This is a genomic window from Chryseobacterium piscicola (genome assembly GCF_900156685.1).
In the GTDB taxonomy this organism is placed as follows: domain Bacteria; phylum Bacteroidota; class Bacteroidia; order Flavobacteriales; family Weeksellaceae; genus Chryseobacterium; species Chryseobacterium piscicola.
Genome location: NZ_FTOJ01000008.1, coordinates 19050 through 34924 on the forward strand (window position 1 = coordinate 19050; position 15875 = coordinate 34924).

The window sequence follows — 15875 nt, forward strand, 5'->3', positions numbered from 1 at the left end:
ATATTTAAAATCCAACTTTAAAGTGATTATAAATCAGGTAATCGCGGATTACTATAAAACTGTTTTTAAACATAAATGTATTTATATATAATATTTTTTATTCTGGCTTTACTCTGTATTGTTGAACTGAATTTTGGAAGAAAATATTCCAAAAAGATTCTTATAATTCCCATAGTTGTTTTTTTTACTCTTTCTTTTTTAAGATGGGAAAGAGGTACAGATTGGAAGGCGTATCATGATATGTTTATTGATATATTTAAAGTAAAGTATTATCAGGATAATTATGAATTTTTATTTGTAAGTCTCAATAAAATACTCCGCTTTTTTACAGACAGTTATTCCGTATTTCTTTTCTCGGCAGCCTGTATAATCTTTGCATGTACCTATAATATCATAAAAAAATATTCAATAGGTCCAATATTATCAATATTTGTACTATTCTGTACTTCATTAGGATTTATTTTCTTCGTAAGACAAAGTGTAGCTATTTCTTTATGTTTATTTGCACTACATTTTATAATCCAAAGAAAATTTCTGTACTTTTTTGTAACGGTATTGGCAGCTTTCATGTTTCACAGATCTGCAATTGTGTTTTTACCTGCCTATTTTGTATATAATCTCACCTTTTCCAGAAAACAGATTATTCTTATAGTTGTATGCTCATTTGGGCTTACTTTCGTTGCAAAAGCATTATTCGGCTATTTGTCACTCGCAAACATAGCAAGTATTTCTGAGAGAAGTGATATGTATCTAAAAGAAGGGAAAAATTCATTTGGCTCAGCTTTCTCTCCAATGGAGACTATGGTGAGGGGGATAGGATATAGATTGGTTGTCATTATTATTGGATTATCTTTTTACGATCTTTACGTAAAAGACAAAATGTACAGAGGATTCTTTAATATTTATTTGGTAGGAGTATTACTTTTTATTATAATGGTGCCCATATCTGTAGCTCTTATACGTTTTGCTGCGTATTATGAGATTGCACAGCTATTTTTATACCCCTACATTATACTATTTTTTAAAAACAAAGAGATCAAAAATGTTGTACTTTTCATTATGATTGCATTTTTCTTTATAAGGCTCAATAGTATGATTAGTGGATATTATGATCTCTACATTCCCTACAAATCTATATTTAACAAAAGTTTGCCAGTAAAGTTTTAAATATTTTGAAATGATTCTATTAGACGCAATTTATATCAACAATAGTGGAGGTAAGATATTATTAGATTATCTTATTCAAAATCTTTTAGCTACAGATAAGAAAGTCTTTTATCTCCTTGATAAAAGAGTTGAAGATTCTACACCATATCTTCCGGTTAGCGATAATGTTTTATTCTTACAAGCATCCTTTATAAATAGACATAAATTTTACAAAGAAAATAGAGATAAATTCTCAACAGTTTTTTGTTTCGGGGATCTTCCTCCCAGTATAAAATTAAAAAATGCAACAGTCTACACTTATTTCCATCAGCAACTGTATATAAAGGTTCCCAAAACAGTTCCTTTTAAACAAAGAATGATGTTGCTACTGAAAAGACGCGTTTTGAAGTCGATATTTAATAATACTGATTATTGGGCATTGCAGACACAGCAAATTAAAAATGATTTTCTTAAAAAGTTTAAATTTAAAGAGTCTAATGTATTAATATTACCCTTTTATCCTTCATTACAATCTAATGTGAAGACGCAGAAAATAAAAAACTCTTTTGTATATATAAGCAATGCACCACCTCATAAAAATCATTTAAGATTAATAAAAGCTTTTTGCCTTTTTTATGATAAAAATAAAACAGGTAGCCTTACTCTTTCAATAAGTGATAACTTTACAGAGCTCATTACTTTGATTAAGAATAAGCAGTTGTCTGGGTATCCTATTCATAACTTAGGATTTATTGACAGAGACCAATTAACCAACGTATATCAAAAATCAGAATATCTTGTTTTTCCCTCATTAGCAGAAAGTTTTGGTCTTGGTATTGTAGAAGCCATTCAAAATGATTGTAAAGTTATTGGTTCAGACTTACCTTATTTATACTCCGTATGCGAGCCAAGTTTAGTATTCAATCCTTTGGATGAAGATTCTATAGAAAAAGCTCTTACCAAGGCGGTTAATCAAAAATTAAATGATTCAATAGCTAAAGTTTATGATGAAATAGATGATGTATTGAAGATTTTAACATAAAAATAAATATTGAACAATAACACAAACGATAAAAAAGATTCTAAAATGGGTCTCGAATATAAAATTTGTACAAAGACTATTATGGATACCTCAGACTCTGGAATCAGCTTTAATGAATTCGGAGAAAGTGACTATTATACAAATTTTGTAACCCATATTTTACCATCTTGGGATAATACCAAAAAAATTACAGATGACCTTTTCAAAATAGCTGAAAAGATTAAATACGAAGGAAAAAAAAGAGATTTTGATTGTATAATAGGGGTTAGCGGAGGATTAGATAGCTCGTATCTTTTATATGTTGCTAAAGAAATAATGGGACTAAGACCCCTGGCATTTCATGTAGATGCAGGATGGAATTCTGAAAAAGCAGTCAGCAATATAGAAAAGTTAATTCATCATTTAAAAGTTGATCTCTATACAGATGTTATCAACTGGGAGGAAATGAAAGATCTACAACTCGCTTTTTTTAACGCACAAATTCCTGATCAAGATTGCCAAGATATTGCTTTCTTTTCGGCCTTATATAGATTTGCAAAAAATAACAAAATAAAATATGTTCTTACTGGTGCCAATTATTCTACAGAATGCTGTAGAGAACCAGAAGAATGGGGTGCATATCCTGGGATTGACAAAACATTAATTCTTGATATTCACAAAAAATTTGGAAAAAAGGAACTCAAAACATTTCCTCTTATCGATATATTAAACTATAAAATATATTACAAATATTTTTTAGGAATGCAGGTCGTGAAACCTTTAAATTACATTCAATACAAAAAAGAAGATGCCGAAAACTTGCTTCACGAAAAATTTGGGTGGCAAAAATTTAATCATAAACACCAAGAATCAATTTTTACAAGATTTTTAGAAGATTTTTGGTTCCCGAAAAAATTTGGTTTTGATAGAAGAAGAGCCCATTTCTCTAGTCTCATACTTACAGAACAAATGACAAGAGATGAAGCCATCAAAAGAATAGAAAAACCAGAGTATTCCGAAGAGTTTTTATTGAGTGAATTCGAGTTTGTTGCACAAAAACTAGATATTTCTGTAGAAGATTTCAAAAAAATATTTAATGGTAAAAACAAAACGTACCACAATTATAAAAATAAAAAGAGAATTATAGATTTTGGTGCAAGAACTATGAGAAGTATAGGATTTGAAAAAAGACTCTTCAGATGATTACAATAGTAGATTACGGTGTAGGAAATTTAAGGGCTTTTGTAAATCTTTACAAAAGGCTAAATATCCCTACGAAAATTGCACAAAATAAAAGTGATCTTGAAAACGCCCAGAAGCTCCTGCTTCCAGGAGTAGGCCATTATGATTTTGCGATGAAACAACTCAATGAATCTGGAATGAAAGATACACTTGATGAACTGGTGTTAAGAAAGAAAATTCCAGTTTTAGGCGTTTGTGTAGGAATGCAGATGATGGCCAAATCAAGCGAAGAAGGAAAACTGGAAGGATTGGGATGGCTGGATGCTGTTGTGAAAAAAATTGATGAAACAAAAATTAATCAGATCACAAAATTACCTCACATGGGGTGGAATTGTGTTGAAGTGAATCAAAAAACAAAACTTTTTGAAAGTCTTGAAAATAATCCAGAATTTTACTTTCTACACTCGTATTATTTTAGCTGTAATGATTTTTCAAATAGTATTGGCACTACAGAATATGGTGGCAATTTTACTTCAGCAGTGAATCATAACAATATCTATGGAATACAGTTCCATCCAGAAAAAAGTCATCGTAATGGAGAAGTATTATTGTGTAACTTTGCAAAAATTTAGGTAATGCTAAGACCTAGAATTATACCAAGCCTGCTTATTCAGAATAATGGTCTTGTAAAAACAGTTAATTTTAGAAACCCTGTCTACATTGGTGATCCTATCAATACGGTTAGAATTTTCAATGAAAAAGAAGTTGATGAATTATCAGTTTTTGATATTGATGCTTCAGTTAAAGGAACTGAACCCAATTATCAGCTGATTGAGAAAATAGCTAAGCAAGCAAGAATGCCAATCTGCTACGGTGGAGGTGTAAAAACTATAGAACAGGCTTACAGGATATCTGAATTAGGAGTAGAAAAAATAGCATTGTCTTCAGGAGCTTTTGAAAAACCAGAGCTACTGCAACAAATAGCTTTTAAAATTGGAAATCAAAGTGTAGTATTGGTTTTAGATCTTAAAAAAAATATATCCGGAAAATATAATATTATGATTCATAACGGATTAAAAAGCATTGATGCAGATCCCTTTGAAATCATTACACAAGCAAAACAAATGGGAGTTGGTGAAATTATACTCAATTCCATAGATCAAGACGGAAAAATGAATGGTTTTGATTATGATATTATTGACCAAGCAAGAAACGCAACCTCCTTACCACTTACCGTTTTGGGTGGCGCAGGAAGTTTAGAAGATATAAAAAAAGTCATTAACAAATATGGGATAATTGGTGTAGCTGCAGGAAGTTTATTTGTTTTTAAAGGCAAATACAAAGCAGTTTTAATTAATTACCCATCAAAAGAAGATAAGAAAAACTTATAAAACATATTTATGGAAATTAAAGATAGCATTCTGCTAATTACTGGAGGAACAGGATCTTTTGGTACAGCAGTTCTCAATAGATTTTTACATACAGATCATTTTAAAGAAATTAGAATCTTTTCGAGAGACGAGAAGAAGCAAGATGATATGCGTAATTTTTATAAAAATGATAAAATAAAATATTTTATTGGGGATGTGCGCGATTTTAATAGCGTAGACTACGCCATGAAAAATGTAGACTATGTCTTCCATGCAGCAGCATTAAAACAAGTGCCTTCTTGCGAATTTTTTCCTATGCAGGCAGTGAAAACAAATGTAGAAGGAACTCAAAACGTCATTCGTGCAGCAGCGGCCAATAAAGTAAAAAAAGTAATTTGCTTATCAACAGATAAAGCGGCCTATCCAATCAATGCAATGGGGATTTCCAAAGCAATGATGGAGAAAGTAGCTGTAGCAGAAGCCAGAAATCTTGTAGATACTGTTGTTTGCCTTACCCGATACGGAAACGTAATGGCTTCCAGAGGTTCGGTAATCCCATTATTCTTGAATCAAATACAAAATAATGAAGATATAACCATTACTGATCCTAATATGACTCGTTTTCTAATGTCATTAGACGAAGCAGTAGAATTGGTTCTTTTTGCTTTTGAACATGGCAACCCGGGAGATTTATTTGTAAACAAAGCTCCTGCAGCCACAATCGGCGATTTGGCAAAGGCTGTGCTTGAACTGAAAAATGCAAATAGCAAAATAAAAATTATAGGAACCAGACACGGTGAAAAATTATATGAAACTCTCTGCACACGAGAAGAGATGATGAATGCTGAAGATATGGGAGATTTTTATAGAATCCCTGCAGATAACAGAGACTTGAATTATGCTAAATATTTTTCCCAAGGAAGCCATATAGAAAAAACTATCGAAGACTACAATTCACATAATACAAAAAGAGAAGATGTGGAAGGAGTTAAAAAATTACTTGAAAAATTAGATTTATTTTAGAATTAGAATATGGATTTTTTACAAGGCCAATGTTTTGAGGATAATAGAGGAAAGCTCTACTGTAGTAATGATTTAGACCTAAGCCTTGTAAAAAGAATGTATGTAATAGAGAATATTAATACCGATATTTGTAGAGCTTGGCAAGCACATAAAATTGAAAAAAGATGGTTTGTAGCCACAAAAGGTTCTTTTAGGATTAAGCTAATTAAAATAGACGATTTTGAAAATCCTTCTAAAAATTTAATCATAGAAAACTTTGTATTAGACTCAAAATCAATGGATTCTATGTTTGTGGATTCTGGTTTTGCTACTTCTATACAAGCATTGGAAAATGATGCAAAATTAGTTGTTTTTTCAGATTACCATTTCGGAGAACTGTCTGATTATTATAAGTTTGATTCACAAAATTGGAAGTAAAATAAAATTATGAAAAAATTAAAAGTTGTTACTATACTAGGAACCAGACCGGAAATTATCCGATTAACAGAATGTATAAAAAAATGCGATCAATATTTTGATCATATTTTGATACATACAGGGCAAAATTACGATTATGAACTAAACGAGATTTTTTTCGAAGATTTAGAATTACGTAAACCTGATTATTTTTTGAATGTTGCGGGAAATCATCTCGGTGAAACGATAGGTAATGTAATTTCTAAATCATTTGAAATCCTGTCACAAGAAAAACCAGATGCACTTTTAGTATTAGGCGATACAAATAGTGTATTGAGTACCATTGCAGCCAAACGACTGAAAATTCCTATTTTTCATATGGAAGCAGGTAACAGATGTTATGATCAAAATGTACCCGAAGAAATTAATAGAAAAATATCAGATCATATTAGTGATATCAACCTCACTTATACCGAAAATAGTAGAAGATATTTACTGAGTGAAGGCTTTCGTAAAGATCATGTTTTTGTAACAGGTTCTCCTCTACAAGAAGTACTTAATAAATATAAAACAAAAATTGAAAACAGTGATGTAGTTGAACGTTTATCATTAGAGAAAAATAATTTTATTGTTGTAAGCGCACATCGGGAAGAAAATATAGATCTTGATAACCATTTTGAAATATTGGTAGAATCAATTAATGCAGTAGCCGAAAAGTATCAGATGCCAATCATTTTCTCAACACATCCAAGGACAAAAAATAGAATCGAAAAAAATAAAATTCAATTTCATCATTTAATCAAAAATGTTGCACCTCTTGGCTTTTTTGATTACGTTAAACTGCAGAGTCAATCGTTCATAGTTCTTTCAGATAGCGGAACCATAAGCGAAGAATCTGCAATGATGAGTTTTCCTGCTGTAAGCATTCGTACAAGTACTGAAAGACCAGAGGCAATAGATGCAGGAACAATTGTTCTAGGAGGGATTTCAAAAGATCAAATGCTTAATGCTATTGAGATTTCAAAAGGATTGTTTAATGCTGAAATTAAATTACCTTTTGAGTACGAAGTAACTAATACTTCAGACAGGGTTATTAAAGCTATTCAAAGTTATACAGCAATTGTAAATAAAGTAATTTGGGACAAAAAATGAAAAAAATACTTGTTTTAGGAATTAAGGGAATGGCTGGGCATGTTATCTACAAAAATCTTAAAGATAAAAACCAACATGAGGTGTGGGGAATTGCCAGAAATATTAATGCAAATGGAAATGAGATTTCTTTAGATGTTTCCGAAACTGAGAAACTTAAAGAGATTATTACTCAGTATAGCTTTGATTCAATCATCAATTGCATTGGAATATTAAATAAAGATGCAGAAGATAATCCTGCAAAAGCAATATGGTTTAATAGCTATTTTCCACACTTATTAGAAGAGATTACTAAACATACCAAAACAAAAGTAATCCACATTAGTACAGATTGCGTATTCAATGGTAAGAAAGGAAATTATAGTGAAAAAGATGTGAAAGATGGTGAAGGTTTCTATGCACAATCTAAAGCATTGGGGGAGATTGATAATACAAAAGATCTTACTATTAGAACATCTATTATCGGGCCCGAACTAAACAATAACGGGATTGGTCTTTTTCACTGGTTTATGAATCAAAACGGTAAAGTAAATGGGTATACATCTGCGTATTGGAGCGGTGTAACCACATTAGAGCTCGCAAAAGCGGTAGAGCATGTTCTTGAAAATTCATATCAAGGAATATTGCATCTTACAAATGGAAATCCTATAAATAAATTTGATTTAATTACTCTTTTTAAAAATATTTGGCATAAAAACAATGTTGAAATAATACCTTATGATGGTAAAAATGTAGATAAATCTTTACAGAAGTCAACAATATTAGCTCATCAAGTTCCAGATTATCAAAAAATGCTTCAAGAGCAGAAATTGTGGATGAAAGAATTCTCTAATCTCTATACCTACTAAATTGAATATTTTATTTGTTTTTTTTACAATGTCTCATCTGTCGCAATCTTCTATGTATAGCGATATGGTAAACGTTTTTCGAGAAAATGGGCATCAAGTTTTTCCAATAGCTCCCATCAATGAAGTGGGGAAAAAAACATCTTTTATTTCAAAAGAAAATGAAATTGAAGTTTTAAGAGTTAAAACTTTAGATGTTTTTAGTAAAAATAAATTTAAAAAAGGCTTTGCAAACCTTTTGCTTTCTCATCAATTTAAAAATAGTTACAACAAGTTTTGGAAAGATAAGAAAATAGATTTAATTGTAGTTGCAACACCTTCCGTAATGTTTGCAGATTTTGTAGCATTTCTTAAAAAGAAACATAAAGCAAAGACACTGCTTATGCAAAAAGATATTTTTCCTCAAAATGCGGTAGATTTAGGATACATGAAAAAAAATGGCATTACCTATAATTTTTTTAAAAAGCACGAATTAAAGCTGCTGAAAACTGCCGATTTTATTGGATGTACTTCTCCTGGAAACATAGAATATTTGCTACAAAATAATGATTTTCTTATTAAAGAGAACATGAGATTACTTTATAATAGTACAAAATTATTAGAATTTTCTCAAGATGATAATATCAAAATAAAATACAACTTACAAGATAAATATGTTGTAGTTTTCGGAGGAAATATGGGAAAACCTCAGCAATTAGAAAATGTACTTTTACTGGCAAAAAAATGTGAAATATTTATTGATGTTGTTTTTCTAATCATAGGTTCGGGTACTGAAGTAGATGCCTTGAAAGTAGATGCATCTCAGCAAGGTTTGAAAAATATCAATTTTGTGGAAAAAGTTCCCAGAAAAGAATATTTTCAGTTACTATCAAATTGTAATGTAGGTCTTATAAGTTTACATAAAAATTTTACAGTTCCAAATACACCGATGAAGCTTAACGATTATCTTAATGCAGGAATACCAGTACTGGCTTCAATAGATAGAAGTAATGATTTAGGATTTCTCCTAGAAAAAAACCAAATGGGTGAATTTGCTTATGCAGATACTCCAGAAGATTTGTTTGATGCATTTAAAAAACTTTATCAGGATAAAGAAAGACGTAAAAAGCTAGGCCAAAATGGAAAAGAATTTTGTAAAGAAAATTTATCTGCCTACAAATCTTATCAAACTATTATCAAACTTGTGGAAAATGTATAAAAACACCCTCAAAAGGATTTTCGATTTCACTATTGCTTTTGTTGGGCTAATGGTATTATCGCCTATCTTTATTGTCGTTATTATAGGTCTATATATAGCGAATCAAGGTAAACCGTTTTTTTTTCAGTCACGGCCTGGTCTTAACGAGAGAATTTTTAGGATTATAAAATTCAAAACCATGAATGACAAAAAAGATGCTAATGGAAATCTTTTACCAGATTCAGAACGCTTAACGCTGGTGGGTGCATTTGTGCGGAAAACATCATTAGACGAGTTGCCACAATTAATAAATGTTTTAAAAGGAGATATGTCTTTAATTGGGCCAAGACCTCTTTTACCACAATACCTATCTTTGTATAGTACAGAACAAAAGCGAAGGCACCTCGTCCGTCCAGGGATTACTGGCTGGGCACAAGTAAACGGCAGAAACGCTATTTCTTGGAATAAAAAGTTTCAATTAGATGTTTGGTATGTGGATAATATATCATTAAATTTGGACACGAAAATTTTCTTTAAAACGATAAAAAAAGTATTTGTAAGAGAAGGGATTGCGGCAGAAGGGCAGGCTACAACCGAAGCTTTTAATGGAAGTAATTAAAAATTAATGGGAGCAGTATTAAAACACGTCGAGTATATCTTTCCGGATAGAGCATATACAAATGATGATTTATCCAAAAAATTTCCAGATTATGATTTTAGTAAATTTGATACTAAAGTTGGAATTAAAAAAAGATATTGGGTTAACGAAAACGAAACAGCATTAGATTTGGCTGAAAAGGCATGTTTAAAACTTTTTCAGTACTTTGATAAAAATGATGTAGATTTTATCATTTACTGTACCCAAAGCCCAGAATATATTTTACCTACTACTGCCTGCATTCTTCAGCAGAGACTTGGATTAAACACTTCAGTTGGCGCCTTTGATTTTAATTTAGGATGTAGTGGCTATATCTATGGACTGAGCATGGCGAAAGGTTTGGTAGAGACCAAACAAGCAAAAAATGTACTGTTGGTAACTGCAGAAACATATTCAAAGTATCTTCATTCAGACGATAAATCAAATAGAGGGATTTTTGGTGATGCAGCAACAGCTACCCTGGTTTCTTTTGATGATGAGAAGAATAATATTCAAAACTTTTTGTTTGGAACAGACGGTTTGGGGTATGATAAACTGATTATTAAAAACGGGGCAGCTAAAAATAAAATAGAAACCAACTCTGAAGTGAAAGAGTATGGTTCCGGAAACAAATATACAGACAATGAACTGTATATGGATGGTCCTGAGATATTTAACTTTACAAGTGCAGTAATTCCAAAATTTACCTTAAACTTGCTGGAAAAAAATAATCTCGAAATGGAGGATTGCAACTTGTTTATCTTTCATCAGGCAAATCAATTTATGCTAGATTTTTTAAGAAAAAAAATTAAAGCGCCAAAAGAAAGATTCTATATCGATCTAGAAGATGGAGGAAATACAGTCTCTTGTACAATCCCAATTGCTTTGAAAAGATGGAGTGATGCATATTCTGGCGAATTTCCCGTGAAAAATATTACCTTAGTGGGATTTGGTGTAGGATTGTCTTGGGGAGGAACCGTAATTAGTGTTGATAGAAAATTGTAATGAAAGATTTATACTTAATTGGAGCTGGCGGCTTTTCTACAGAGATTTTACATTTGGTAGAAATGATTCAGAAAGAAAAAAAACAATGGAACCAAGTGTTTTTTATTGACGATAATCCCAAGATTCATAATACCGAACTTCGCACTGTGAAAATTCTTGCAGGATTAGAGTTTTTCGAAACAGTTGATTTTGAAGTAGATGTTGTTATTACTATAAATAATGTTAAAACAAGAGAGGTTATAATTAATAAATTAAAAGCTAATCAGAAAATAAACTTTCCCAATTTATTTTCACCTTTTGCTATTGTAGATTATGATTATCTTAAAATAGGAGAAGGTAATATTATTATGCATTATGTAATTCTTTCTACTCAGCTGGAAATAGGCAATTTCAATATTTTTAATTCTTACACAGGGATTGGTCATGATTGTAAAATTGAAGACATCAATAGCTTTGGTCCCAGAGTAGCAATTTCTGGAGCCGTATCAATTGGAAGCATGAATGATTTTGGCGTCAATTCCACTGTTTTACAAAACAAAAATATAGGGAATAATAATAATATCTGGATGAATACAAGCATTATGCGAAACCTGAAAGACGGTAATACCTATTTCGGAATTCCTGCAAAAAAGATAAACTTATGATTAAGAATATTAATTATACCAATGAAAATGTACTTCAAGAAGAGCTTGAGCAAATTTTTCATAAAAGCTGGTTTTTTGTAGGGCTTTCAGATAAACTCCAAAATAATAACGACTATATCACCTACAGATGTGGTTCAGTTTCAATATTTGTTCAGAACTTTGGAGCTGAACTGAAATGTTTTTCAAATGTTTGTTTGCATAGATTTAATAATATTCATAACGGAAATGAAGGTAACGGGCACGTAATTTGTTCTTATCACAACTGGGTTTATGATGACAAAGGAAGTCCTATGGTGAGGTCTGAATGTTTAAAAGAAGAATTGTCATTGTGCAACAGACCAAAATTAGAACAATATGAAGTAGAAACTTGTGGGAAATTTGTTTTTGCTAAAGTAAATAAAGAAGATTCTGTTTCTCTGAATGAACATTTGGGGTCTTTTTATGATAAATTAATTGAAATTTCTTCATTCTTTGATAAAATTATTAATGACGAAACAGTAGTTCTTGATCATAAAGCAAATTGGAAATTATTAGTTGAAAATGTTTTAGAATGTTATCACTGCAGCAGTGTACACAAAGAAACATTAGTTCCCATCGGAATTGGAGGAAAGAAACCGGAAAATCATTTCTGGGAAAGTGGTCATGATAAAGTTGATTATCCGATAAGAACTACAGCAATGCAAGCAGAAAGAGAAAGTAAACTTACTTTTCTTACTAAAACTCAATACCCACATAAATCATTACAGCATTGGCACATCTTCCCCAATCTGTTTATTACAAGTACCGTCGGAAATCTGTTTTATATCGGGAGATTAACCCCAGATAAGCCAGATTTTACACAATTACACGCTCAGTTTGTAAAACCTACATATACAGAACTTACAAAAAGAGAAGGAATGCTACTTAATGCTTATGCGCAAACCTCTTTAGAATCATCAACCAAAGTTATTTATGAAGATAGAGCGATTTTGGAGGAAATTCAGAAAAATTTAAGTATTATCCCGGAGCAAAAACAAATATTCGGTGAAGAAGAATTTAGAATTAAATCTTTTCACCAAAATATAAATAATATTATTAACTATAAATAAAAATACAATGGAACAGTTTTTAGAAAACTTTTACGAATTATTAGAAGAAACGGATAGAGACGCAATTACTCCAGATACAGAATTCAAAAATCTTGATGAGTGGAACTCTATGACAGCTCTTATGCTTATCGCAATGTTTGACGAACAGTATGAGGCTAAATTAAATGGAGACAGCATAAATAAAGCTACTACTCTTACAGATTTGTATCAATTAACTCAAAAATAGAATATGGCATTGTTCTCTATTGAAAATGTACGTATAGCCGGAGTTGTATCCGCAGTCCCTCCCCATATTGTAAATAATCTGGAGAACGACTTGTTTTCAACAAGAGAGGAAGCAGAAAAATTTATTTCTGTAACCGGAATTGCTGAGAAAAGACATGTGGACAGTAAGACATGTACTTCAGATTTATGCATAAAAGCCGCAAATGACCTTTTAGAAAAACTAAACTGGCAAAAAGAGGATATAGATATAGTGGTCATGGTTACTCAAACACCTGATTATCCAGTACCCAACACATCAATTATCATTCAAGATAAATTAGGACTGCCAAAAAGCACCGTTTGTTTTGATGTCCCTCTTGGATGTAGTGGGTACATTTACGGATTATCTATTCTGTCAAATTTTCTTCAGAACGGACAGCTCAAGAAAGGTCTTCTATTGGTAGGTGATACGCTCAGTAAGCAGTGCTCACCATTAGACAAAGCTACTTACCCTTTATTTGGAGATGCAGGAACTGCTACTGCATTACAATATTCTGTAGGTGGAAAAATGGATTTTAATTTATGGTCAGACGGAAGCGGGTTTGAGGATATTATAGTTCCAGAAGGTGGTTACAGAAAACCTTTCACTGAAGAATCTTTGGTTTTAAAAGAAGATAAAGATGGAAATAAACGTTCAGGTATCAACACTTACATGAACGGAACTAATGTTTTTTCTTTCGGAATCGGAACGGTGACTCAAGAACTGAAAAAATTTATTGAGCACTTTCAAATTGATAAGGAGCAAATAAAATATTTTTATTTCCACCAAGCAAACCGTTTTATGAATGATATGATTAGAAAAAAATTAAAACTAACAACAGAGCAAGTTCCTTATTCTTTAGATAAATATGGCAATACAAGCTCTGCAACAATTCCTGTGACAATGACGAAACAAGATACAAATCTTGAAAATACAGAAGTTGTAATGTGCGGTTTTGGCGTTGGATTAAGCATTGGTATCGTACGAATGAAGTTTGAGGAAGGAATTATAAACGATTTAATTGAATATTAATGAATGCTTTTTCACTTGAAAATAAAACAATCCTGGTTACTGGTGCTACATCAGGAATAGGATTTGAAGTTTGTAAACAAATCATTAATGCTGGAGGGAACTTTATTGGTTTAGGACGAAACACAGAGCAGCTGGATAAATTTATTTCAGAAAATAATCTCACAGGCTCATCTGCAAGGTTTTTAGATGTTATACAACTAGAAAGCATTCCTGAGTTAGTAGATTCTCTTGAAGTGAAAATAGATGGGTTTGTGCACTCTGCAGGAATTGTAGAAAATAATCCTATTCAGTTTTTTAATGAAGAATTGTATAATAAAATTCGGACAGTAAATCTTGATTCGGCTTTGGTTTTTATATCTCATCTGCTTAAAAAGAAAAAATTTAACAAACCAGCATCTATCGTATTTGTTAGTTCAATCTCCGGATTGTACGGAATGAAAGGCAATGGTTTGTACGGTATTACAAAAGCCGCATTGGGTATAATGGCAAAAACCTATGCTAATGAATTGGCATTCAAGAAAATAAGGGTAAATACTGTTGCTCCAGGTATGGTAAATACGCAAATTACGCTAGACGCAGGTAATTTTTTATCTGAAGAAGTTATTAATGAGGACAAAAAAAAATATCCTTTAGGTTATGGAGAACCCGAAGATGTTGCATTGCCAATCGTGTTTCTTTTATCAGAAGCAAGCAAGTGGATAACAGGTCAAGATCTAATCCTCGACGGTGGCAGAACAGCAATTATATAATCAAAAAAAAACCTTACAATTTAAATAATGTAAGGTTTTTTTCTTTATTAAATTTTATCATAATTCAATTCAATTTCATCGGAAACAGGATAAGATTGGCAAACTACAATTTTCCCATCCCGAATCTCTTCCTCAGAAAGAACTTCATTTTTTACCATATTAACCTGCCCTTTCGTTAGCATACAAAGACAAGCGCTACAGATTGCATTTTGGCAGGAGTAAGGTATGTCGAATCCTGCATCTAAAATTGAGTCCAGAAGCAATACATTTTTATTTACCTTAATCATGCTTTCATCTCCATCTAAAATAAGCTTTACAACAGTCTCTCCTGCGATTATAGAAGATGAATTGATGATTTGTTCGGGCGACTGCTGAGAATAGAAAAGCTCATGTAGAATATTTTCTTTCTTAATGTTTTGTGATAAAAAACTGCTCGTTGTACTGCTAATAAGGTCTTCGGGACCACAAACATAAAATTTTTCAATATTTGAAAGATCAATATGATTCTTTAAAAGAGTATCAAGAATAACTTTTTGATTTATTCTGCCAAAATGATGCCCATCAATATTTTCCTCAGTGTAAAATCTAATTATTTTAAACCTATTACCAAAATTCTCAGATAATTCTAAAATCTCGTTATGAAATATGGTTTGCTCTACACTCTTGTTTCCATAAAACAAAACAATATTATCATTACTGTGAGTTAAAATCGATTGAATGATAGAGAAAATAGGTGTTATTCCGCTTCCCGCTGCCACTGCAACAAAGTTTTTTGAACTACCTGCTGTTTCTTCATAATAAAAATTGCCTTCAGGTTCAGCTATTTCTAATGTATCTCCAATTTTTAATTTTTGCTCAACATATTGTGAGAAAACACCACCTTGTACACATTTCACTATAATTTCAAAAGTGTCAGTTTTTGAAGGAACTGATGAGATTGAGTAGCATCTCCTGATTTCTTTATCATCTATACTATGTTTTATAGTTATATACTGACCAGATTTAAAAACAAAAGATTTTCTCATTTCTGATGGAATGTAAAATACTAATGAATAAGCTTTGGGTGTTGCTTTAGAAATTTCTTTTATAACTAAAGAGTGGAATTTCTGCATGTTGGAATAGATGTAAATAATTGCCCACAAATTTACAAAAAACCTTACTACTTTA

General features: G+C 31.5%; 18 protein-coding genes. 17 read left to right on the forward strand and 1 reads right to left on the reverse strand.

Features of this window, described 5'->3' with window-relative positions; genetic code table 11:
• Positions 1 to 75 precede the first annotated feature (75 nt).
• From BW939_RS11915 to BW939_RS11995, 17 genes are read left to right on the forward strand one after another with little or no spacing between them, the layout of a single operon-like run.
• Positions 76 to 1167 (forward strand): EpsG family protein, encoded by a 1092-nt coding sequence (locus BW939_RS11915; RefSeq protein WP_076452246.1) that lies wholly within the window; start codon positions 76 to 78, stop codon positions 1165 to 1167.
• 10 nt (positions 1168 to 1177) lie between these two features.
• A complete protein-coding gene (locus tag BW939_RS11920; protein WP_076452247.1) occupies positions 1178 to 2188 on the forward strand; it encodes a glycosyltransferase in 1011 nt (336 codons plus the stop codon).
• Between the two features lie 9 nt (positions 2189 to 2197).
• Positions 2198 to 3370 (forward strand): N-acetyl sugar amidotransferase, encoded by a 1173-nt coding sequence (locus BW939_RS11925; protein WP_228417217.1) that lies wholly within the window; start codon positions 2198 to 2200, stop codon positions 3368 to 3370.
• Complete coding sequence (hisH, locus tag BW939_RS11930; RefSeq protein WP_076452248.1) at positions 3367 to 3981, forward strand: imidazole glycerol phosphate synthase subunit HisH; 615 nt, start codon at positions 3367 to 3369, stop codon at positions 3979 to 3981. The genes BW939_RS11925 and hisH overlap by 4 nt, the downstream gene beginning before the upstream one ends.
• A gap of 3 nt (positions 3982 to 3984) precedes the next feature.
• Complete coding sequence (locus BW939_RS11935) at positions 3985 to 4740, forward strand: AglZ/HisF2 family acetamidino modification protein (RefSeq protein WP_076452249.1); 756 nt, start codon at positions 3985 to 3987, stop codon at positions 4738 to 4740.
• Positions 4741 to 4749: 9 nt separating this feature from the next.
• Entirely contained in the window at positions 4750 to 5742 is a 993-nt protein-coding gene (locus BW939_RS11940; RefSeq protein WP_076452250.1) for a polysaccharide biosynthesis protein, read from the forward strand.
• Between the two features lie 9 nt (positions 5743 to 5751).
• A complete protein-coding gene (locus BW939_RS11945) occupies positions 5752 to 6159 on the forward strand; it encodes a WxcM-like domain-containing protein (protein ID WP_076452251.1) in 408 nt (135 codons plus the stop codon).
• A gap of 9 nt (positions 6160 to 6168) precedes the next feature.
• Positions 6169 to 7290: a non-hydrolyzing UDP-N-acetylglucosamine 2-epimerase gene (wecB, locus tag BW939_RS11950; RefSeq protein WP_076452252.1), complete on the forward strand. Its 1122-nt coding sequence runs from the start codon at positions 6169 to 6171 to the stop codon at positions 7288 to 7290.
• Positions 7287 to 8135, forward strand: coding sequence for a dTDP-4-dehydrorhamnose reductase family protein (locus BW939_RS11955; protein ID WP_076452253.1), 849 nt, complete (start codon positions 7287 to 7289; stop codon positions 8133 to 8135). Before wecB ends, BW939_RS11955 begins: the two co-directional genes overlap by 4 nt.
• Before the next feature lie 28 nt (positions 8136 to 8163).
• The gene (locus BW939_RS11960; protein ID WP_084566652.1) at positions 8164 to 9330 is read left to right on the forward strand and encodes a glycosyltransferase family 4 protein; all 1167 of its coding nucleotides are present in this window, start codon (positions 8164 to 8166) and stop codon (positions 9328 to 9330) included.
• Positions 9323 to 9928 carry a sugar transferase gene (locus BW939_RS11965; RefSeq protein ID WP_076452397.1) on the forward strand — a complete coding sequence of 202 codons (606 nt, stop codon included), beginning with the start codon at positions 9323 to 9325 and terminating at the stop codon, positions 9926 to 9928. The genes BW939_RS11960 and BW939_RS11965 overlap by 8 nt, the downstream gene beginning before the upstream one ends.
• Before the next feature lie 6 nt (positions 9929 to 9934).
• Complete coding sequence (locus tag BW939_RS11970; protein WP_076452255.1) at positions 9935 to 10951, forward strand: ketoacyl-ACP synthase III; 1017 nt, start codon at positions 9935 to 9937, stop codon at positions 10949 to 10951.
• A complete protein-coding gene (locus BW939_RS11975; RefSeq protein ID WP_076452256.1) occupies positions 10951 to 11595 on the forward strand; it encodes a PglD-related sugar-binding protein in 645 nt (214 codons plus the stop codon). Before BW939_RS11970 ends, BW939_RS11975 begins: the two co-directional genes overlap by 1 nt.
• Entirely contained in the window at positions 11592 to 12683 is a 1092-nt protein-coding gene (locus tag BW939_RS11980; protein ID WP_076452257.1) for an aromatic ring-hydroxylating oxygenase subunit alpha, read from the forward strand. Before BW939_RS11975 ends, BW939_RS11980 begins: the two co-directional genes overlap by 4 nt.
• A 7-nt stretch (positions 12684 to 12690) precedes the next feature.
• Complete coding sequence (locus BW939_RS11985; protein WP_076452258.1) at positions 12691 to 12909, forward strand: acyl carrier protein; 219 nt, start codon at positions 12691 to 12693, stop codon at positions 12907 to 12909.
• A 3-nt stretch (positions 12910 to 12912) separates the two neighbouring features.
• Positions 12913 to 13959 carry a ketoacyl-ACP synthase III gene (locus tag BW939_RS11990; protein ID WP_076452259.1) on the forward strand — a complete coding sequence of 349 codons (1047 nt, stop codon included), beginning with the start codon at positions 12913 to 12915 and terminating at the stop codon, positions 13957 to 13959.
• Positions 13959 to 14708: an SDR family NAD(P)-dependent oxidoreductase gene (locus BW939_RS11995; protein WP_076452260.1), complete on the forward strand. Its 750-nt coding sequence runs from the start codon at positions 13959 to 13961 to the stop codon at positions 14706 to 14708. Before BW939_RS11990 ends, BW939_RS11995 begins: the two co-directional genes overlap by 1 nt.
• A gap of 47 nt (positions 14709 to 14755) precedes the next feature.
• Here BW939_RS11995 and BW939_RS12000 read toward each other — a convergent pair whose 3' ends face one another.
• Positions 14756 to 15820: a ferredoxin--NADP reductase gene (locus BW939_RS12000; RefSeq protein WP_076452261.1), complete on the reverse strand. Its 1065-nt coding sequence runs from the start codon at positions 15818 to 15820 to the stop codon at positions 14756 to 14758.
• Positions 15821 to 15875: the final 55 nt, after the last annotated feature.